This window comes from Sulfitobacter pacificus (assembly GCF_030159975.1).
Taxonomy (GTDB): Bacteria; Pseudomonadota; Alphaproteobacteria; order Rhodobacterales; family Rhodobacteraceae; genus Sulfitobacter; species Sulfitobacter pacificus.
In genome coordinates, this window is sequence record NZ_BSNL01000001.1 from 3131300 (window position 1) to 3151275 (window position 19976).

Sequence of the window (19976 nt, forward strand, 5' to 3'; positions counted from 1 at the left end):
GTGGGTGATCCTAAGCGGGTGTGGTGATGGAAGCCGTGTCAGCCGTGGCAGGTTTTGCAACATGAGAAAACCTGAGCATCATCGCATCACCCGAAAGCGCACGTAGCCTGCAGCAAAGCCTCTCCCCCCCAACAAGATCAAGGGTGCAGCTTTGATCAGGGCGCGATCCGATGGTTGTGCCAAAGTGGGACAGTTCAGATAAGACCGCTGCATTTGCCACTCTTGGCGCCCATAGCTTAAGCGCATCATGGAGTGTCATATCGGCGAAACTGGCCTCAGGGGCGTGGCCCCACATCCCGCGATATGCGGCATTGCAAAATGTCAGAACTCCAGTGGCAGAGAAAACAACCAGCGCATCATCGACACTGTCCAGAAGCGCCTCGAATTGTTCTACCTCGGCGCGGTAACTGCGCGACAATGTGACCTCGGCACTGATGTCTTCGATCAGGAATGCGGTTGTTCCGTCAGGATGCTGGCGGCTTTGTACGGTATAGGTCCGCCCATCTTCCAGCGACCATGTCTCGTGATATTGTCCGTCTGATGCAGCGGCGATGACATCGGTAATGTCCTGTCGCCATGACCGGTAGTTTTTCGGCTCCGGCATCCGGCGGTTTTCGCGCAGCGCATCAAAGAAACCCAACATCGTCGGGTGTGTCGCAAGAAAACTGGCCTGTAACCCGGAGAGGTCAACCAAGGCCGGATTAAAAATGCCCAGTTGACCGCGGTTGTCGAAAATGGCCAGGCCAATAGGAAGATGCGCAAAGGTTTTGGCAAGGGTTTGGACAAAGCTGCGCTGCGCCTCTTCTGCCCGGACCAAAGCAGTAACCGGGGTGGCGTGATGGATTCCGCCCCGCGCCACCGCATGGGTCTCAACCTCAAACCACTCATTTTCATCACCTGACCCCATCAGCAAGCATCGTTGCTTCTGTTTGGTTGGATCCAGTGCAAATAAGGTGTCATTCTGAGCCGCCCCAATATCGCTGACGAGCCTGTTATAGGCGTCGTTTTTCCAGACCAGCCTGCCCTGTTCATCGGTTTCCCAAGCGGGATGTGGCATGGTCCTGATGCAATGTTCCGATGGCCCCGCATCTTGCGTCATGCGACCCGATGCACGGTCATCATCCACGGGTTCATATATGTGAACCCAACACAGCCCATCACGCCAGTTCATCTCAATTTCGGACCTGTCGCCTATGTCTTTTGGACGGATGCTTATGCTGCCGGCTGCACCGGATTCGGGAAGCCCCGGAAAATCGGGAAACCGCTCTATCAGAATATCGCGCAGATCGTCCCAAACATGCGTGCCGGGGGCAAAAGCAAAGTGTTTCAGCGCATCGGTATTGCCATGATGCAAGATGCCGTCATCAAATAAGAGCGCCAGGTGTTCCGATGATACATCAGGCAGGCAGGGCGCGGAGGAAGGTGGTGAAATTAGGAAAGACCGCGCGATCAATGCGGTGGTCGCGGCAATGGTCGTGACAAAAATGAGCTCGGAAACAGCCAACATTTGCGTGCCTCATTGCGGCGGAACGCCAACCTTAACCTTATGCTCTTCTTGGTTAATTATTGATTAACCTAATGGATGACTACCATTCCTGTACAAACGGATCATTCGTTTAGGTTTTCCCGGTTGGGGCAGGCCACCTTACGGCGTTATTTTCTGGTTCAGCCCCATCGGCTCCGCCTCGCTTTGAGGTGCCGTTTCCAATTTGGCACGTGGCCAGAACACTTCTACAACGGCACCTTTTTTGGTCGCCTCGGAGGTTCTGTCACCTCCATTGGCGAACCTTAGTGTGGCACCGGACCGTTCTAACAGGGTTTTGGCGATGAACAGGCCCAATCCCATTCCTTCATATTCTGGACGGGCGCTGGAGACACGCGACCGCGACCTGTCCCGCATAAACGGATCGCCAATACGCCCCAGAATCTGCGCCGGAAACCCGGTTCCATCATCCATGATGCGAATTGAAATACTGGTTTCGGACCAATTGGTTTCAACCCAAACTGTGCTGCCGGCGAAATCAACTGCGTTCTGGATCAGGTTGCGCAGCCCGTGGATGATCTCTGGCTGGCGGGGGATTGTGGGCTGGTTTCTGCGCTGTCTGTCTTCGGGCAGCTGGGTCAGGATTACCTTTTTGCCCCGGTCCATATGTGGCTCTGCTGATTCAAGCACCACGGCCTCAAGTGGGGCATGGTGCATGTGCAAATCATCCTTACCGGCCCGGCCCATATTGCGCAGGATGTCGCGGCACCGGTCAGCCTGATCCCGGATCAAAGCAGCATCTTCGGCCAGTTCCGGGGTGTCTTTCAGATCGTTCAAAAGTTCGGTCGAGGTCAGTTTGATCGTCGCCAGAGGTGTGCCCAGCTCATGCGCGGCGGCGGCGACAACACCGCCCAGATCGGTCAGTTTCTGTTCACGGGCCAATGCCATCTGGGTGGCGGCCAAAGCGTCGCCCATCGAATGCACTTCGGTGGTGACCCGGCGTGAATAAGCACTAGTGAAAACGATGGCGATGACCAATGCGGTCCATTGGCCAAAGATAAACAGACGCGGAATGCGTAGGATGTCACCGTCCAGCGTCGTCAGTGGCAAATGAAACATCGACAACAGTGTCACCAGCACAATTGCGGTTGTGCATAATACCAGTGTGGAACGCAGGCTGAGCGCAGTTGCGGAAATGGTTACGGGCCCAAGCAACAGCAAGGCGAAAGGGTTGTTCAGCCCGCCAGTCAGGAACAACAGAAATGCAATTTGTAGCAGATCAAATGTGATCATCCACAGGTTTTCAAATTCTGACAGGCGTTTGTTTTCAGGGAATATGAATGTGGCGACGAGGTTGGCAATTACCGATGCCCCAACGGCCAGATAACACAGCCCCAGTTCCAGCTGAATGCCATAGATCAGCTGGGCAACGTTGATCGCAATCAACTGACCTGCAATGGCAACCCAGCGCAGCACGATCATTGTGCGCAACCGTATCCAGTTCGCGCGGGTCCTGCCTGTCAGGGGGCGGATTGTTGCCTGCGTCATCTGCGCACCTTTTGTTTATTCGCCGTTGCGTCTGGGATTTTGTAGCGTAGGTCTGCACCAAAGGACGATCAAGAGCGCCAATTGGCACAGGAGGCCGAGATGAACCGTACCATTACATTATCCGCAGTTGGCGTTGCCGCCGCGTTCCTGTTGGGAACGATTTGGATAACGTCACAAAATACCGGCGGCGACAAGTTTGCACAGTGCCGCGACTCAGCGGTTGCCGGTGATCTGGGCGGGCCATTCGAGCTGGTCAATGCAGAGGGTAAGACGGTGACCGATGCCGAGGTGCTAACCGAACCTTCGCTGATCTATTTTGGCTATACCTTCTGCCCTGATGTTTGTCCGATGGATGTGGATCGCAACGCCTCTGCCATCGAAATATTGGAGGAGCGCGGCAAGGTGGTAACACCGGTTTTCATCACCATTGATCCGGCCCGTGATACGCCACAAGTCGTTGGTGAATTTGCCGAAGTGATGCATCCGCGCATGGTTGGTCTGACGGGTACATCAGAACAGATCAAGGCAGCCAGCCAAGCTTATAAGACCTATTACAAAGCGCATCCTGCGGTGGATGACGAATACCTTGTTGATCATTCCACTTTTAGCTATCTCGTTCTACCTGAAGAGGGTTTTGTACAATACTTCCGACGCGAAACCCCGCCGGAAGCAATGGCCGAACAGATTGGGTGCTTTTTGGATAAAAGCACGTAGGGGGGCTTCTTAAATTGACGGATTTGCGCCAAGGTCCATATGGTATCGCAAGTGAAACGGACTTGAGCGCAAGGAAGTGAACATGGACCAGATTGATATCGGACCTGACAAAACGCTGCTGCTGGTGGATGATGACGAACCCTTCCTGCGCCGCCTTGCCAAGGCCATGGAAAAACGTGGTTTTGAGGTCGAGACAGCTGACAGTGTTGCGGGTGGCCGGGCCATTGCAACGGCCCGCCCGCCGGCCTTTGCGGTGATTGACCTGCGCCTTGGTGATGGCAATGGATTGGATGTGGTTGAGGTGCTGCGCGAGCGGCGGGCGGATGCACGTGTGGTTGTGCTGACCGGCTATGGCGCGATTGCAACGGCGGTGGCTGCGGTCAAGATTGGCGCTACGGATTACCTGTCTAAACCGGCGGATGCCAATGACATCACCAATGCGCTGCTCGCGACTGGCGACGACATGCCGCCACCCCCTGAAAACCCGATGAGTGCGGACCGCGTGCGCTGGGAACACATTCAGCGGGTCTATGAATTATGTGATCGCAATGTATCGGAAACCGCGCGTCGGTTGAGCATGCATCGACGGACATTGCAGCGGATATTGGCGAAACGGTCACCGCGCTGAAACAGCGCCAAAAAAGGGGGTGCCATGCGCGCACCCCCTGTACACCCCCCATGCACCGGGCGGTGCATCGCTTATCAGCTATAGATCGTAACGCTTGAGGCGCTTGTCGACGAGATCGCCATTGGCCATCTCAAACCCTTCGATCACGCCATAATCCTGAAATCCGCGGCTTTGGTAATAAATCAACCCGCCCTCGTTATCGGCGCGAATGTTGGCGTTGATCCAGATATAACCCAAAGCCTTGGCGGCTTGTTTGGTCGCCTCGAACAGGGCCGATCCGATGCCCAGCCCGGTTTGTCCGATTTGCACGAAGGTTGCGATATCAACGGCGCCCTGCGGCAGATCGTCTTTTGGATTGATCCATTGGAAGCCGACAATGTTCTCCTTGGCATCGACGGCAACATGCCATGCGCTGCGCTCTGGCGCGAATGCCATCCGTTCGATCAGATCCGCACCTGTCACTGGCCGCGTCAACGCGGTGGTGCCGCCCTCTGCGATAATCTCGTTCAGCAGATCTGCCATATTGGCGGCATCGAAGTTGACGGCCCGTCTTACTTTGATCATGTCATGTCCTTTAACAAAGCGTGATGCCGATCTGTGAAGGCATTGCGTGTCTCGACGGGTGGGCGCAGCATGATCGACAGCCCGTCCATCAGGGTGGAATCCGGGGTGCCAAAGAATTTGGATGCCTCGGTTTCAGAGAAACCGGCAATCTGCACCGCTTCCATCCAGGCGCTGACCTTATCGGCCTTTTTAATCTGTTTCTTGACCGAAACCGGAATGCTGGCGGGCAGGCCAAAGCGCAGGTGAATGGCCGCAGTCAGCCGGTCATCCAATGCACCATATCCGGGGCCAACGGCAGCTTTCACCGGCGAGATCATATCGCCGATCACATATTCAGGCGCATCATGCAGCAAGGCGGCCAAGCGCCATTTTGTAGGGGCCTTGGGGTTGATGCGGCCAAAGATCGTTTCGACCAGCAGCGAATGTTCGGCGACGGAATAGGCATAGTCCCCGTTGGTCTGCCCGTTCCAACGCGCAACAAAGGCCAGACCATGTGCGATGTCTTCGATTTCGATATCCACTGGCGTGGGGTCCAGCAGGTCCAGCCTGCGCCCTGATAACATCCGCTGCCATGCTCTGGGTTGTTGCGCCATGCGGCCTGCCCCTACGTCATTAGAATTATTGGAACTATTCTTTGCTTGCCATGTTTTTCTCATGAAGGAGAGACCGATGAAACTGTTTATTTCGACCCTTACACTTGTTCTGGGGACAACGATTGCAACCTCTGCCGCTGCTGATGAGCCGGTATGCATGGCGACAGGCGAGATGAAAGCAGCGCTGACCGATTGGTATGGCGAAACACCGGTTGAGCCGAAGTCGGATGCGCGCGAACAGCTGTGGGTTTCAAAGGAAACCGGCACCTGGACGATGATCAAAAGCTTTTCCGATGGTAACACCTGTGTGGTTGCACAGGGCGACGATTGGATGATGGGCACGAATGAGGATCAGCTTTTGGCTGAACTGCGGGATTAACCGCTTACAGGGGCGTGATATCTGATCTGTTGAGAGATTGCGCCAAAACTGTTAGGCGGCGGTCAAACAACTTTGACCGAGGTGCCCAAATGGCAGACGACTATATCGTGAAAGACATCAGCCTTGCAGCTTACGGGCGCAAGGAACTGGATATCGCAGAAACAGAAATGCCGGGCCTGATGGCGCTGCGCACTGAATACGGCGAGAGCAAACCGTTGAAAGGTGCGCGTATTGTCGGATCACTGCACATGACGATCCAGACTGCGGTATTGATTGAAACGCTGGTTGAGCTGGGTGCCGATGTGCGCTGGGCCTCCTGCAACATCTTTTCGACGCAGGACCACGCAGCGGCGGCGATTGCCGAAGGTGGCACACCTGTTTTTGCGATCAAAGGCCAGAGCCTGACAGAGCATTGGGATTATCTTGATCGTTCGTTCATGTTCCCCGAAGGTCCGAACCTGATCTTGGACGATGGTGGTGATGCGACACTGTACGTCCTGCTGGGCGCGCGCGCCGAGGCGGGCGAAGATGTGATCGCGGTGCCGACCTCTGAAGAAGAGGAAGCCATCAAGGCGCAGATCAAAAAGCGGATGGCGGCCAGCCCCGGTTGGTTTACCAAGATGCGCGACCAGATTGTCGGTGTTTCCGAAGAGACAACAACAGGTGTTCACCGTCTTTATGAACTGGTGCGCGATGGCCAGCTGCCGTTCCCCGCAATCAACGTGAACGATTCCGTCACCAAGTCGAAGTTTGACAATAAATACGGTTGTAAGGAATCGCTGGTGGATGGCATCCGTCGCGCCACTGACACGATGATGGCAGGCAAGGTTGCCGTTGTCATGGGCTATGGTGACGTTGGTAAAGGCTGTGCGGCGTCACTGGTCGGTGCGGGCGCGCGTGTGATCGTGACCGAAGTTGATCCGATCTGCGCGCTGCAAGCGGCGATGGACGGTTTTCAGGTGACAACGCTTGAAGATGTGGTTGCCACGGCGGATATTTTCGTGACCACCACTGGCAATAAGGATGTGATCCGCATCGAGCATATGCGCGAGATGAAGGACATGGCGATTGTTGGCAACATCGGCCACTTCGACAATGAAATTCAGGTGGCCAGCCTGAAGAACCACAAATGGACCAACATCAAGGAACAGGTGGATATGATCGAGATGCCGAATGGCAACCGGTTGATCCTGCTGTCCGAGGGGCGTTTGTTGAACCTTGGCAATGCGACGGGCCACCCGTCGTTTGTGATGTCCGCATCTTTCACCAATCAGGTGTTGGCGCAGATCGAGCTGTGGACCAAGGGCGATGAGTACAAGAACGAGGTTTATATTCTGCCCAAGCATCTGGATGAAAAGGTTGCCCGCCTGCATCTGGACCGGATCGGTGTGAAACTGTCCACGCTGAATGCGGAACAGGCGGCCTATATTGGCGTTACACCGGAAGGTCCGTTCAAGCCGGAGCACTACCGTTACTAGGTTTCGTAGCGGCGATTACGCCGTTTGAGGAATTTGAAACGCCGGAGCATTTATGTGTTCCGGCGTTTTTCGTAGTGGGATCAACTGGTAAGGGGGGATACAAACCCTTCGCGGATCACGGCGCTGTCATAGGCTTTGCGCGCAAAGACCTCGCGCAGCATTGGTTCGAAATGTGCAAGCGTTTCAGTCTCATATGCCGGATCAAAAGACGCCTGATCCCAGCGTTCGCAAAACGCCGCACAGCTGTCGAAACAGGGGTGATCCCTGAATTTATCGCGGGCGTTTTCATCCCAGCCGTAGTGGTGTGCATAATAGATCATCTGGAAAATACCATGGTGTTCGACCACCCATGCCACATCCCAACGCACATAGGGGCGGATCACTTCGGCCGAGAAACGGTCGTGGTTCTGCGGGGCAAGCCCGTCGCCAATATCGTGCAATAATGCGCCAACGATCCAATCAATATCAGCCCCATCCCGCTGTGCCCGTGTTGCCGCTTGCAGACCGTGATCCAAACGGGTGATCTTGTACCCTTCGATTGAGGCCTGACCCTGGCGGCGTAATTCGTCGAGCACACGGTCCGCGGTCAATGCAACATAGGCGTGTTCCGAGTTTGCCAAGAGTTCATAATCGGCCTTGGTGCCGTCCTTCATCTGAGTAAAGCTGACGTTCTGTGCCATGCGCATCCTCCGATTTTGCATGTTGTGATCGTGGTTGGTTTTGCGAGGGGGAGCAACAGGGCAATTTCCCCTTTGTCCCTGCAAAATTAACGAATAGTGTCGGTTTTAAGGCCGGAATGGCCGATCATGTAACCAAAGTTGGGAGAAATTTATGGGCAAACGGGATGAGTGGATCGCAAAATATGCGGACGATCTGAAGAACAAATGCGGCATTACGCCGGATATGGATCTTTTGACGAAGGTGACGATTGGCTGTGGCCCGTCGATCTATAATGCAGATGCCCAGACTGTTGCCGCCGGTCAGGCAAGCGAGCTTGAGACCGTCAAAAACAATTTCCTGATCAAGAAGCTCGGCCTGCCCGATGGTCCGAACCTGATGGAAGAGATCAACAAGGCGATTGAGACTTATGGCAAATCAGAGCGCAATAAATACCGCGCTGTTGTTTATTACATGCTGACAAAACAGCTGGGTAAAGAAGCCGTCTACGGCTAAGGCCCATACCGAAGAACAGCTAATGCGCCCGCGGTTTAGACAGCGGGCGTTTAGCATTTGAAAAGTAATTTAGATATCAATTGCTTGGCTTAGACCGGGCGTTTTGCTAGACATTGTTCAACGGCTAGGATGGCCAGAACATATTTCGATACGTGTGTGGGTAGTGGAGCACGCGGGGTGAGAAAGGGTTCTGGTGATCATGCCGGAACCCTTTTTTCCGCGCTTCTAGATCGCCCCTTCTTAAACATAAACCGCTTGTTCGCGGCCTCTCTCTTTGATCGAACGCGAAAAGCGACGTTTGCTGCTTCAGGTAAAGGTGGAGCGCCTTAGAACAGGGTCAGGACCAGACCCATAAGCGCGCAGCCGAATGTTGCATAGCCGCCGTCAATCAGGGTCAGCCGGAAAGGTCGGCCACCATAGCCATTGTTGATCATGATCCAAGGGCTGATGAAAAACAGGCCGATGCCCAGACCGGAAATCAGCCCTTTGCCGGCAGTATCAATTTGCGACAGGGCAAATGTGTGGCGCATCATGCCGGCGACAAGAACCATCGCAACAGCGGCCATGATGAAGGGCAACGGTGATTTATCCACGGGCTTTCCATCTGCATCGACCTGAATACCGGTCGCTGCAACCCATGGTTTGGCAAGCATCATATACCAGATGGCCCCAAACCCAAACCCGGCCGCTGCGGCGACGATGACTGCTACAAGTTCCATATCAACCTCCGACATTTGTGTACGGGGTAGTATGCGCAGGCTTGGCGCATTTGGCTATGGTTTCGTCTGGCCCATGGTGCAAACCAACTGCCATTCAGCATCGGTGACAGGTTGAACTGACAGGCGGGAGTTGCGCACAAGGACCATATCGGCAAGCCGTTCCTCGGCTTTGATCTGATCCAGCGTGACGGGTTTGACAAAGGGGCGCACGGCCTGAATATCGACGCATTCCCAACGGGGATCATCGGTTGTGCTGTCAGGATGTGCCTCTGCAATGACCTTGACGATGCCGACCACGGATTTCTCTTTCATCGAATGATAAAAGAACCCCAGATCGCCGATTTTCATCTCGCGCATGAAATTGCGGGCCTGATAGTTGCGCACGCCATCCCATTCCTCGCCAGCTTCGCCTTTGGCCAGCTGATCGTCCCAACCCCATGTGTTAGGCTCTGATTTGAACAGCCAATAGGCCATTATCCCACCACCTTGACCCATTCGCGCAGGGTCACGCTCTGGAACAATCCGGCTTTTGCGTAGGGGTCATTTGCGGCCCAGCTTTCAGCGGCAGCAAGATCAGGCACATCCAGCACGATCATGGAGCCGCACATTTCGCCCTGAGTGTCTTTCATCGGCCCGGCGAGGGTCACGCATCCGGTGGATTCAATATAGGCAAGATGCGCCTCGCGGTTTTCCTTGCGCACCGGTAGGGCACCGGATTTGTCATGGGCCATCAAACAGACAAGCATTTCATTCTTCCTTTAACGGGCGCGCCAAGAGGCCACGCATTGCGGTTGCTACATCTAGCCTGTTCTCAAGCAAGCCTGCAACGGCTGCAGTGATCGGCAGATCAAGTGCGTTGTCCTGTGCCAACTGATGCACAGCCTGCGCGGTGGCGGCCCCTTCGACGGTGGTGCTTGGGTCAAATGGGGTGCCCTGGCCCATAGACATGCCAAGACTGTAGTTGCGCGACTGCTGGGATGTACAGGTCAGGGTCAGATCGCCAAAACCGGACAGGCCAGCCAGGGTTTGCGGGTCAGCGCGCAAATGGGCAGCCAGTCGCTGCATCTCGGCAAAGCCACGTGTCATCAATGCGGCACGTGCGCTTTCACCCAGACCAGCCCCCATCGCGGTGCCACAGGCAATTGCGATGACGTTTTTCAACGCGCCGCCCAGTTCGGCGCCGCTGGTGTCGGTGGTGCGATAGAGCCGCAGATTTGCCGTGCTTAGTCTCTGCTGAAGGTGTTTTCCGATCTCATCATCGGTGCAGGCAAGGGTAAGGGCGGTTGGCAGCCCCCGTGCAATGTCACGTGCAAAGCTGGGACCGGTCAGAATGGCGGGCACGGCGGTTGGGATCACGTCAGCGATGACGGAAACCGGGCCGGTGCCGGTGGAGATTTCGATGCCCTTGCAACAGGCCACAAGAGATTTTCCGGCCAGTGCTGTTGCATTGGCATTGAGAAACCCGCGCAGTTTCTGGGTAGGCACAGCGATCAACAGAGTGTCGGCGGTGGTGGCATATGCCAGATCATCCGTTACGAACAGCGCATCGGGGAAAGGGCAGCCCGCCAGCCGCGCAGTATTTTCACGCTGCTTGGCCATGTCGCCTGCGTCACGCGCCCAAAGGGTGACGGGACCGTTTCGAGACAGTGAAATTGCCAGCGCCGTGCCAAAGGCCCCTGCGCCCAGAACCGCGACGCTCACGCTTTGGCCCCCTTTTTGCCACTGCCCAACATGCCGGGCTGTGAGGTATCCAAGGGCCAGCGCGGACGGGCGGACAGGGTCAGGTCGTCATATGGGCGATGGCGCGATTGCTCTGCACCGGCATAGGCGATCATGGCGGCATTATCGGTGCAAAGGGCAAGGGGTGGGGCGATAAAGCTTGTCTCAAATTCAGCTGAAACAGTCTCTAACTCGGCGCGAATGGCCTGATTTGCAGCAACGCCACCAGCAACGCACAGGGTACGGGAGGCACCATCAGGGTAGGTTGCCAATGCGCGGCGGGTCTTTTCTGCAAGCACGTCAACCACGGCCGCTTGAAAGCCAGCGGCAAGGTCGGCCTGATCCTGCGGAGTCAGCCCGCCCTTGTCGGCAACCACAGCATCACGGGCGCGCAGCACAGCGGTTTTTAACCCGGAGAAAGACATGTCGCAGCCGGGACGATCCAACAGCGGGCGGGGCAGGGCAAAGCGTTTGGGGTCACCGGATTTGGCTGCGGTTTCGATCGAGGGGCCGCCGGGTTGGGGCAGGCTGATCAGGCGGGCGACCTTGTCAAACGCCTCGCCCGGGGCGTCGTCGATTGTCCCGCCCAGGCGTTTGAAGTCAACCGGCCCATGGACCATCAGGAACTGGCAATGCCCGCCAGAGACCAGCAACATCAGATAGGGGTAGGGCACATCATCGGTCAGGCGCGGCGTTAGGGCATGACCGGCAAGATGGTTCACACCGAACAGCGGTTTACCCGTGGCAAGGGACAGGCCCTTGGCGCACATCACGCCGGACACCACACCACCAATCAGGCCGGGACCTGCGGTGACGGCGATCAAATCAATCTCCGCCAAGGTTGTTTTGGCCTGTGTTAGAGCCTGTTCTACACAGAAATCCAGTTTCTCTGCATGGGCGCGGGCGGCGATCTCTGGCACGACACCACCAAAGGCGGCATGCAGGTCGACCTGTCCGTCTACAACAGAAGAGAGCACCGTTGCGCGGCCCGAGGCGGGCAGATGTACAACAGCGGCTGCGGTATCGTCGCAGCTGCTTTCCAATCCCAGAACTGTAAGTGCGGTTGGCATGGCGGCTTTCCGTTGCAAGGGGGGTATCCCGCAGGTATCACCACAGGGGATGGCAAACAATGCTTGGACCTCAAATGTATAAGCGCGCGCTGCTTTTGACGCGGCCGGATGACAGTGCCGCGCGGTTTGTCGCGCGGCTGTCTGACTGTGCCATGCAGAGTGTGACTACCTGCTTTTCCCCTTTGTTAGAGATTGTTTCGACGGGAGAAACCGCTGATCTGACGCAGGTTGACGCTGTGATCTTCACCTCTGCGCGGGCAGTGGAATTCGTGCCGGCCGTATCACAGATTGCCGCATTTTGCGTTGGTGTGCAGACAGCCGAAGCGGCGCGGTCAAACGGTTGGGATGTGAAACTGGTGGCGCAGACGGCGGATGCTTTGGTGGCATCCATGCGCGCCGCAAAAGTCAAAGGACGGTTGCTGCATCTGGCGGGGGTGCATCGGCGGGGACAAATCGCCGCACGCCTGGGCGAAACCGGCAGTTTGGTGGAGGTGGTGCCCCTGTATGAGCAACGGTTGTTGCCGCTGTCGGATGCGGCGAAAGACCTGCTTTCGGGGGAAATCGCCGTTGTTGTTCCCCTGTTTTCCCCGCGTACAGCTGCGCAATTTGTGGATCAGGCACCTGAACTGGGGCGCGTTGTTGTAGCGGCGATCAGCCCCGCCGTAGCGCAGGTTTTTGAAAGCGGTTCAGTCAAAGCGATGCATATTGCAGAGGCACCAACCGGAGATGATATGGCCCGATTGGTTGAAATGCTTTTATGCCACGATAGGTTACCTTGAAGCGGGATAGTGTTGGCGGCTAAGGTATCAGAGTTCATCTGGTGCGAGCCAGAATCAGAAGGGTATGCAGTGTGGCGAAAGCAAAAAAACCGACCCCGAGCAGCAAAAGCACATCGGGTGCACCGAAAGATCTAGGCGGCACGGCAGACAGCAAAGCGAAAACCGCAGCGCCGTCGAGCCAACCCGCGAAAACCGATGGTGCAAAGACGACCGCCGCGAAGACAGTTGCTGCAAAGACTGGCATCCCAAAGACTGGCACCCCGAAAAAAGCGCCTGCGCCAAAGGCTGACAAGGTAACGTCGGATAAGGTGGCCACCACGCCAGCGAAAGCCGCTGAGGCGGTGAAAACCGCCGCTGCGACCACGACAAGCTCCGTGCCAAAGACACCCAAACCGGAAGCGTCTCAAAAGACAGGGCCCTCGGTTGACGTGAAAAAGCCCGATGAACCTGCCAAAGCGGAAAGCAAACCCGCCGAGCCAGCTAAAAACGTTGAAAAACCGCAGCCGGTGAAAGAACAGACGCCCGCCGCGTCCCCGCAGCAAGATGTGCAAGAGCCAAAAGGCAGCGTGTTCTGGTCGCTGGTGTTTGGGGGATTGGTTGCGGGCGGCATCGGGTTCTTTGCGGCGGAGATGGATGTTTTTAACCTTCGCGGTGAAAACGACAGTGTTACAGAGGCGCTGAACGCGCAGGCGGCGCGGATTGCGACGCTTGAAAATGCTGAAGTCCCGGATGCGACTCCTGTGGAACTGCCGGAATTGAACGCCATTAAAAGCAGCATCGCCGCCCTTTCCGATGGGGTCACCGCCCTTGAGGCGCGTCTGGCAGAGCTGGAAAACCGCCCTGCCTCAACGGTGGCACCTGCGGGTCCTTCGCCGGAGCTTGAAGAGGGCCTTGCGGCCCTTCAGGCCTCTGTTGAGGCGCAGCAGAACGAGATTTCACGGCTGTTGGAAAACGCGCAAAGCGTTGAGGAAGCTACCGCAGATGCGGCGCGCAGGGCGCAGGCAGAAAGAGCATTGAGCACGATTACCGTGGCGCTGGGCAGTGGGGCCGGGTTTGAAACGGCCTTGCAAGATCTGACCGCCAGCGGCGTTGAGGATATTCCGGCTGCCTTGAGCGAGAATGCAGAGGGGATTGTCCCATTGCTGCGGCTACAGACGAGTTTCCCTGATACGGCACGCGCGGCCCTGTCTGTGGCCCGGACCACCGGTGGTGGGCAAAATGAAACCGGCGTTGGCGGGTTTCTGAAACGACAGTTGAGTGCAAGGTCCGTGGCCCCGCGCGAAGGAGATGACCCTGACGCGGTGCTGTCACGCGCAGAGGCCGCGGTGCGCGATGGCCGCGTGGCGGATGCGTTGACGGAAATCGAAACGCTTCCCGCGCCGGTGCAGGACGCCATGGCCGACTGGCTGGCATCTGCACGCGCGCGCGCCGCAACAGAAGCTGCGGTGCAGGATCTGTCCCAACGCCTGACGGCAAACTGAGAAAGTTGAATTTATGTTGTGGTCATTGATCAAGATTATTGTGTTTGTCGTCGCGGTAGCGGCGCTGGCCTGGGGTGCGGGATTCTTGTTGGAAAGCGAGGGTGGTATTCAGGTGACCGTCATGGGGACCGAATACAGCTTTGGCCCGTTGCAGTCGGTTATCGGCGTTGTGGTTCTGATGATCGCGGTTTGGTTGCTGCTGAAGGTGTTTTCCCTGCTGGTGGCCACATGGAAGTTCCTGAACGGGGATGAAACCGCCCTGTCGCGTTATTTCGATCGCAACCGCGAGCGCAAGGGGTTTGATGCCCTGTCAGAGGGGCTGATGGCGCTGGCCAGTGGTGAGGGCAAGGTGGCGATGGCCAAGGCGGCGAAGGCTGACAAATATCTGCAAAAGCCGGCGCTGACGAACCTGTTGACCGCACAGGCGGCGGAAATGGCAGGGGATACACGCAAGGCCGAGGAGACTTATCGCAAGCTGGTAGAGGATGAGGCGACCCGTTTTGTCGGGGTGCGCGGCATCATGAAACAGAAGCTGGCAGAGGGGGATACCGATACGGCGCTGAAGTTGGCCGAGAAAGCCTTTGCCCTGAAGCCCAAACATGTCGAGACCGGGGATGTTTTGTTGCAGTTGCAGGCCGGTAAGGAAGACTGGACCGGTGCGCGTAAAACCCTGAGTGCCAAGTTGAAGAACGGCCAGCTGCCCCGTGACGTGCACAAGCGCCGCGATGCGGTGCTGGCTCTGTCCGAGGCCAAGGACATCATCGACGATGGCAAGGATATCGAAGCCCGTGAGGTGGCGATTGAGGCGAACCGTTTGTCACCCGACCTGATCCCGGCAGCAGTTATGGCCGCGCGGGGGTATATTGAGCAGAGCAAGCCGCGATATGCAGCACGTGTGCTGACAAAGGCATGGGGTGTGCAACCGCACCCGGATCTGGCCGCCGCTTTTGCCGCGATTGAACCAGACGAGAAACCGGCAGCGCGGATCAAGCGTTTTCAGGCGTTGACCAAGGTGCAGCCGGAACATGCGGAAACCAAGATGCTGAAAGCCGAATTGCATATTGCGGATGAGGATTTCCCCGCCGCCCGCCGTGCGCTGGGCAAACTGGTGGAAACCGACCCGACCGCGCGCTCGGTGACCTTGATGGCGGCGATTGAACGGGGCGAAGGTGCGTCGGACACGGTGGTTAAGGGGTGGCTGGCACGGGCATTGACCGTTTCCCGCGGACCGCAGTGGATTTGCGACAATTGCCACAATATCCACAGCGATTGGGCCCCCATCTGTGGCAACTGCAAGAGCTTTGACACGCTGTCATGGAAGATACCGCCGATGTCAGAGGTTGCCATGCCCGGCGGCGTCTCGATGCTGCCGCTGATTGTTGGCGCGGCGGAGGATAACTCAGGTGCGGATGGTGCCGGTGCGGTTGTGGTGAGTGATACGATTGAAGATGTCGAGTTGATCACCGACCCGCCAGAGGCTGACGTAAAGGTGGAAGATCCCGCGAAGCCCTGAGGGGCCGCGGGTTATTTGCCTTTCCAGACAGGATCGCGCTTTTCTGCAAAGGCGCGGGCCCCTTCCATCTGGTCCTCTGAGGAATAGAGCAGATCGACCGTCGGCAATTGCCGTTTGGTGATCCGGTTCATGGCATCCTGAAACTTGGCATCTTCGGCATCGCGCACGATTTCCTTGATCGCGGCATAGACCAGAGGCGGACCGGAGGCCAAGAGGCGCGCCAGTTCCCATGCGCGATCCATCAATTGATCGGCCGGCAGGATTTCATTGACCAGTCCCCAGCCTTTGGCCTCTTGCACGTCAAACCAGCGACCGGTCAGCAAAAGCTCCATCGCGATGTGATAGGGGATGCGTTTGGGCAATTTGACAGAGGCAGCATCGGCCACAGTGCCGGAACGGATTTCGGGTAGGGCGAATGTGGCATGATCGGCGGCGAGGATCATGTCAGCGGAAAGGGCCAGTTCCAATCCCCCGCCGCAGGCAATGCCATTGACAGCGGCGATCACCGGTTTGTTCATGCCGCGCAGCTCCTGCAAGCCACCAAACCCGCCAATGCCATAATCGCCATCCACCGCATCCCCGTCTGCCGCAGCTTTCAGATCCCAGCCGGGGCAGAAAAACTTGTCGCCACCACCGGTGATGATCGCCACACGCAGGTCGGGATCGTCGCGGAACCCGGCAAACACCTCGCCCATCTGGCGCGAGGTTTGCAGATCAATCGCATTGGCCTTTGGCCGGTCCAGCGTGACTTGCAGGATGGCGCCATCGCGGTGGGTTTTGAGGGGGGAGTCTGACATGGAGTTTCCTTTTAGAGGGCGCGGCGCAGCAGAGCATCAGCAGCAATGGCATCTGTTGGCGTGCAGAGGAGGGGGTTGATTTCAATTTCTTGCAGATCACCCCGATGGGCAATGGTAAAATTCTGAACGGCGTTGATGGCGCGCAGGATGGCGGGGAGGTCCGCCGCCGGTTTGCCACGATAGCCCCGCAGCAGAGGGGCGATGCGCAGGCTGTTGAGGGCGGTTGTGATCTGTTCATCGCCAGCAGGGATCAGGAGGGAAACGGTATCATCCAGAATTTCGGTCAGGGTGCCGCCCGCACCAAGGGTGAGGACAAATCCATGGGCAGGGTCATTGATCACCCCGACCAGCAATTCGGCAATTGAGCCGGTGATCATTTGTTCGATCAGGAAGCTGGAGGCGCGCATCGACTGCGCGGCGGTGCAGGTCTCTTCGCGGGAGGTGAGGTTGAGCTTCACCGCGCCCGCTTCGGTTTTATGGGCGATGCCTTCGCCTTTCAGAACCTGTGGAAACCCGATGTCGTCAGCCTGTGTTTCCACCTCGGTAAGTGACATGCAACGGGTCGATTTGGGGATGGGCAGCCCATAGGCGGCAAGGGCGGTTTTTGCCTCACCCTCTGGAATCAACCGGGCCGCACCGCCCGGATTGGGCAGGGTGATCGGGAGAGGGTCACGCGGGGCAGGCAGGACCGCGCCGCAAGCGGCAAGCGCTTCTGCCAGTCCACAGAAGGGAACGACACCTGCTGCCATCAGGCTTTGTGCGACCGCTTCGGGCATGAGTTCGGGCAGGGTTGCGACCATACCGTAAAGCCGCTCGGTTTGTTGGGCCGCGGCGATGGTGGCGTCGATCACGCAGTCCCAATCGGAAGGGTCACAAAGATCGGCGCGGGGGAAATCGACAATCAACAGGGTGATGGCAATATCAGGGTCGGCGATGGCCGCAAAGGCGCGGGTCATGGCAGGCACATCCCGCCAGATATAGGTGTGGTAATCCAACGGGTTGGCCAGCGCCACACGGGGGCCAAGCGCGGCACGCAGGTCGGTTTTCTGGCGGGTGTTCAGCGGGGGAAAGGTGACGGCGCGGGACAATCCCATGTCAGCGGCAAGGCTTGCCTCGCCACCCGAACAGCTGATCGTTGCGACAGTGTTTTGTGGCAAGGGACCGGCGATATGCAGCAGCTTCAGAGCCTCGACGAAGGACGGCATATCGTCAACGCGTGAGATGCCAAGACGGGCAAGCAAGGCAGCGGCCCCGGCGTCCTGACCCGCAAGTGATGCGGTATGGGAGACAGTGGCGGCTTGCGCCTGATCGGAGCGGCCGACCTTGATTGCAACGATGGGTTTGCCCAATTCGCGGGCGCGATCGGCCAGTGCTTCGAAGGCGCGCAGATCGCCGATGCCCTCGATATGCAGTCCCAGCGTGGTCACCCGTGGATCATCCAGCAGCGCCATGCCAATCTCGGCGATCCCGGATTGCGCCTGATTGCCCGCCGTGACGACATAGGCCAGCGACAGGGCGCGCGCCTGCATGGTGAGGTTGATCGCGATGTTGGAGCTTTGTGTGATGAGGGCGGCACCGCGATCAACCCGCCTGCCGCCATGTTGATCGGGCCAGAGCAACGCGCCATCAAGGTAGTTGATAAAGCCATAGCAATTGGGGCCAAGGATCGGCATGTCACCCGCAGCGTCAAGAAGTGCGGATTGCAGATCAGCGCCCGTTGCATCCTCTGCCTGTGCTTCCAGAAAACCGGAGGCAAAGCAGACAGCGCCGCCTGCATCCCGCGCAGCAAGGGCGGCGACAATATCAATTGTTGCCTTTCGGTTCACGCCGATGAAGGTGGCATCGGGGGGCTGGGGCAGGTCATCAACGCTGCGAAAAACCGGCAGACCTTCGATGCTGTCAGCGGAGGGGTGCAGCGGCCAGATGTCACCGGCAAAGCCCATCTTGCGGCATTGCAGAACCACCTGTTTGCACCACGCGCCACCCCCGACAACGGCGATGGTGCGGGGCCGCAGCAGGCGGTCAAGCGAGCGCGTCATTCAGGCCCCCAAAGGACGCAGCAGATCGCGCGAGATGATGTGGCGCTGAATCTCTGATGTGCCGTCCCAGATGCGTTCGACACGGGCGTCGCGCCAGAACCGTTCAATCGGGAAATCATCCATCAACCCCATGCCACCAAATATCTGCAAAGTCGTGTCTGTCACGCGGGCCAGAGCCTCTGACGCATAAAGTTTGGCACTGGCGATTTCGCGGTTGGCGGGCAGCCCCTGATCCAGACGCCATGCTGCCGAAAGGGTCAGCAGATCCGCCGCGTCGATTTCGGTGATCATATCGGCAATCTGGAAAGAGACACCTTGAAATTTGCCAATCTGCTGGCCGAATTGTTTGCGTTCGGCGGCATAGTTCAGGGCATAATCGAAACAGCGACGCGCCCGCCCGACGCTGAAAGCTGCAACTGTGATCCGCGTGGCATAAAGCCATTCGTTCATTACGGCAAAACCGCCATCAACCTCGCCCAACACCTGCGCATCGGGCAGGCGGCAGTTGTCGAAATAGAGGATGCAGTTTTTGTAGCCCTTGTGGCTGACCGAGTTATAGCCATCGCGCACCTCGAACCCCGGTGTGCCCCGATCCACAAGGAAGGTTGTGATGCGTTTCTTGGGGCCTTTGAGGGTTTCATCAACGCCGGTCGCGATGAACACGATGAAGAAATCCGCATGTTCCGCCCCTGAGATGAAATGTTTGGAGCCGTTGATCACCCAATCCCCGCCATCGCGCACCGCGCTGCATTTCATCCCGCGCACGTCCGATCCGGCATCCGGTTCTGTCATCGCCAGCGCATCCATACGTTCACCCCGCACCGCAGGCAGCAGATAGCGTTCGCGCTGTTCGTCGTTGCAGGCCATCAGGATGTTTTGCGGACGCCCGAAGAAATGGGTGAGCGCCATGGAACCCCGGCCAAGCTCTCGCTCTACAAGAGTGAAATCAACGTGGGACAGCCCGGCACCGCCAACACTTTCGGGGAAATTGCAGGCGTAAAACCCCAGATCGATCACCTTTTGCTTGATCTCTTCGCCCAGTTCATGCGGGACCTGTCCGGTCCTCTCTACCTCAGCCTCATGGGGGTAAATCTCCTTTTCCACAAAGCTGCGCACGGTAGAGACGATCATCTCTTGTTCTTCGCTGAGGCCAAAGTGCATGTGATCATCCCTTATCGATGTATTTCCATGAGCTTAGGCTGATCTGTGGTGAAAGCTATCCGCTAAAAGCGACATCTGATGGTAAAACTTAATCTTCTGTTTACCGGTTTTGGGGCAGAACAAAGGGAGGGCATGGCA

At 57.4% G+C, this 19976-nt stretch carries 21 protein-coding genes; 8 read left to right on the top strand and 13 right to left on the bottom strand.

The features are described from left to right. Window positions 1-10: 10 nt before the first annotated feature. Window positions 11-1507 carry a PAS-domain containing protein gene (locus QQL78_RS15730; protein WP_284374757.1) on the bottom strand — a complete coding sequence of 499 codons (1497 nt, stop codon included), beginning with the start codon at window positions 1505-1507 and terminating at the stop codon, window positions 11-13. A 138-nt stretch (window positions 1508-1645) separates the two neighbouring features. Then, on the bottom strand, window positions 1646-3031 hold the full coding sequence (gene regB, locus QQL78_RS15735) for a sensor histidine kinase RegB (RefSeq protein WP_284374758.1): 1386 nt from the start codon (window positions 3029-3031) through the stop codon (window positions 1646-1648). A 99-nt stretch (window positions 3032-3130) separates the two neighbouring features. On the opposite strand from regB, the gene QQL78_RS15740 reads away from it, so the two are divergent. Both QQL78_RS15740 and QQL78_RS15745 read left to right on the top strand, forming a co-directional pair. Further along, window positions 3131-3745: an SCO family protein gene (locus QQL78_RS15740; RefSeq protein WP_284374759.1), complete on the top strand. Its 615-nt coding sequence runs from the start codon at window positions 3131-3133 to the stop codon at window positions 3743-3745. Window positions 3746-3827: 82 nt separating this feature from the next. Next, on the top strand, window positions 3828-4373 hold the full coding sequence (locus QQL78_RS15745) for an ActR/PrrA/RegA family redox response regulator transcription factor (RefSeq protein WP_284374760.1): 546 nt from the start codon (window positions 3828-3830) through the stop codon (window positions 4371-4373). Window positions 4374-4451: 78 nt separating this feature from the next. Here the strand turns inward: QQL78_RS15745 and QQL78_RS15750 are convergent, their stop codons facing one another. Together QQL78_RS15750 and QQL78_RS15755 are read right to left on the bottom strand one after the other, a co-directional pair. After that, window positions 4452-4937 (bottom strand): GNAT family N-acetyltransferase, encoded by a 486-nt coding sequence (locus QQL78_RS15750; RefSeq protein WP_284374761.1) that lies wholly within the window; start codon window positions 4935-4937, stop codon window positions 4452-4454. Then, entirely contained in the window at window positions 4934-5530 is a 597-nt protein-coding gene (locus tag QQL78_RS15755) for an HD domain-containing protein (protein ID WP_284374762.1), read from the bottom strand. The genes QQL78_RS15750 and QQL78_RS15755 overlap by 4 nt, the downstream gene beginning before the upstream one ends. A gap of 76 nt (window positions 5531-5606) precedes the next feature. Between QQL78_RS15755 and QQL78_RS15760 the strand changes: the two genes are divergently transcribed. Both QQL78_RS15760 and ahcY read left to right on the top strand, forming a co-directional pair. Beyond that, complete coding sequence (locus QQL78_RS15760) at window positions 5607-5909, top strand: S-adenosyl-L-homocysteine hydrolase (protein WP_284374763.1); 303 nt, start codon at window positions 5607-5609, stop codon at window positions 5907-5909. An 89-nt stretch (window positions 5910-5998) separates the two neighbouring features. Continuing rightward, window positions 5999-7387: an adenosylhomocysteinase gene (gene ahcY / locus QQL78_RS15765; RefSeq protein ID WP_284374764.1), complete on the top strand. Its 1389-nt coding sequence runs from the start codon at window positions 5999-6001 to the stop codon at window positions 7385-7387. A gap of 80 nt (window positions 7388-7467) precedes the next feature. Here the strand turns inward: ahcY and QQL78_RS15770 are convergent, their stop codons facing one another. Beyond that, on the bottom strand, window positions 7468-8067 hold the full coding sequence (locus tag QQL78_RS15770; protein WP_284374765.1) for an HD domain-containing protein: 600 nt from the start codon (window positions 8065-8067) through the stop codon (window positions 7468-7470). A gap of 151 nt (window positions 8068-8218) precedes the next feature. Here QQL78_RS15770 and QQL78_RS15775 point away from each other — a divergent pair, with 151 nt between their 5' ends. Further along, window positions 8219-8560, top strand: a complete 342-nt coding sequence (locus QQL78_RS15775; protein WP_284374766.1) for a DUF2853 family protein — start codon at window positions 8219-8221, stop codon at window positions 8558-8560. A gap of 326 nt (window positions 8561-8886) precedes the next feature. Here QQL78_RS15775 and QQL78_RS15780 read toward each other — a convergent pair whose 3' ends face one another. From QQL78_RS15780 to tsaD, 5 genes are read right to left on the bottom strand one after another with little or no spacing between them, the layout of a single operon-like run. Next, on the bottom strand, window positions 8887-9279 hold the full coding sequence (locus QQL78_RS15780; protein WP_284374767.1) for a DUF1761 domain-containing protein: 393 nt from the start codon (window positions 9277-9279) through the stop codon (window positions 8887-8889). A 54-nt stretch (window positions 9280-9333) separates the two neighbouring features. Then, the gene (locus QQL78_RS15785) at window positions 9334-9753 is read right to left on the bottom strand and encodes an EVE domain-containing protein (protein WP_284374768.1); all 420 of its coding nucleotides are present in this window, start codon (window positions 9751-9753) and stop codon (window positions 9334-9336) included. Then, window positions 9753-10025, bottom strand: a complete 273-nt coding sequence (locus tag QQL78_RS15790) for a YciI family protein (protein WP_284374769.1) — start codon at window positions 10023-10025, stop codon at window positions 9753-9755. Before QQL78_RS15790 ends, QQL78_RS15785 begins: the two co-directional genes overlap by 1 nt. A 1-nt stretch (window position 10026) precedes the next feature. Next, window positions 10027-10980, bottom strand: coding sequence for an NAD(P)H-dependent glycerol-3-phosphate dehydrogenase (locus tag QQL78_RS15795; RefSeq protein ID WP_284374770.1), 954 nt, complete (start codon window positions 10978-10980; stop codon window positions 10027-10029). Next, a complete protein-coding gene (tsaD, locus tag QQL78_RS15800) occupies window positions 10977-12068 on the bottom strand; it encodes a tRNA (adenosine(37)-N6)-threonylcarbamoyltransferase complex transferase subunit TsaD (RefSeq protein ID WP_284374771.1) in 1092 nt (363 codons plus the stop codon). Before tsaD ends, QQL78_RS15795 begins: the two co-directional genes overlap by 4 nt. Window positions 12069-12142: 74 nt before the next feature. Here tsaD and QQL78_RS15805 point away from each other — a divergent pair, with 74 nt between their 5' ends. From QQL78_RS15805 to QQL78_RS15815, 3 genes are all read left to right on the top strand, one after another. After that, window positions 12143-12847 (top strand): uroporphyrinogen-III synthase, encoded by a 705-nt coding sequence (locus tag QQL78_RS15805; RefSeq protein ID WP_284374772.1) that lies wholly within the window; start codon window positions 12143-12145, stop codon window positions 12845-12847. 71 nt (window positions 12848-12918) lie between these two features. Then, window positions 12919-14328, top strand: coding sequence for a COG4223 family protein (locus tag QQL78_RS15810; protein ID WP_284374773.1), 1410 nt, complete (start codon window positions 12919-12921; stop codon window positions 14326-14328). Window positions 14329-14341: 13 nt separating this feature from the next. Beyond that, on the top strand, window positions 14342-15841 hold the full coding sequence (locus QQL78_RS15815) for a heme biosynthesis protein HemY (RefSeq protein WP_284374774.1): 1500 nt from the start codon (window positions 14342-14344) through the stop codon (window positions 15839-15841). A gap of 11 nt (window positions 15842-15852) precedes the next feature. On the opposite strand, the gene QQL78_RS15820 is transcribed toward QQL78_RS15815, so the two are convergent. The 3 genes from QQL78_RS15820 to QQL78_RS15830 are packed head-to-tail and all read right to left on the bottom strand — an operon-like array spanning window position 15853 to window position 19838. Next, complete coding sequence (locus tag QQL78_RS15820; RefSeq protein ID WP_284374775.1) at window positions 15853-16638, bottom strand: carnitinyl-CoA dehydratase; 786 nt, start codon at window positions 16636-16638, stop codon at window positions 15853-15855. A gap of 11 nt (window positions 16639-16649) precedes the next feature. After that, window positions 16650-18677: an acetate--CoA ligase family protein gene (locus QQL78_RS15825; RefSeq protein ID WP_284374776.1), complete on the bottom strand. Its 2028-nt coding sequence runs from the start codon at window positions 18675-18677 to the stop codon at window positions 16650-16652. Beyond that, entirely contained in the window at window positions 18678-19838 is a 1161-nt protein-coding gene (locus QQL78_RS15830; protein ID WP_284374777.1) for an acyl-CoA dehydrogenase family protein, read from the bottom strand. Window positions 19839-19976 lie beyond the last annotated feature (138 nt).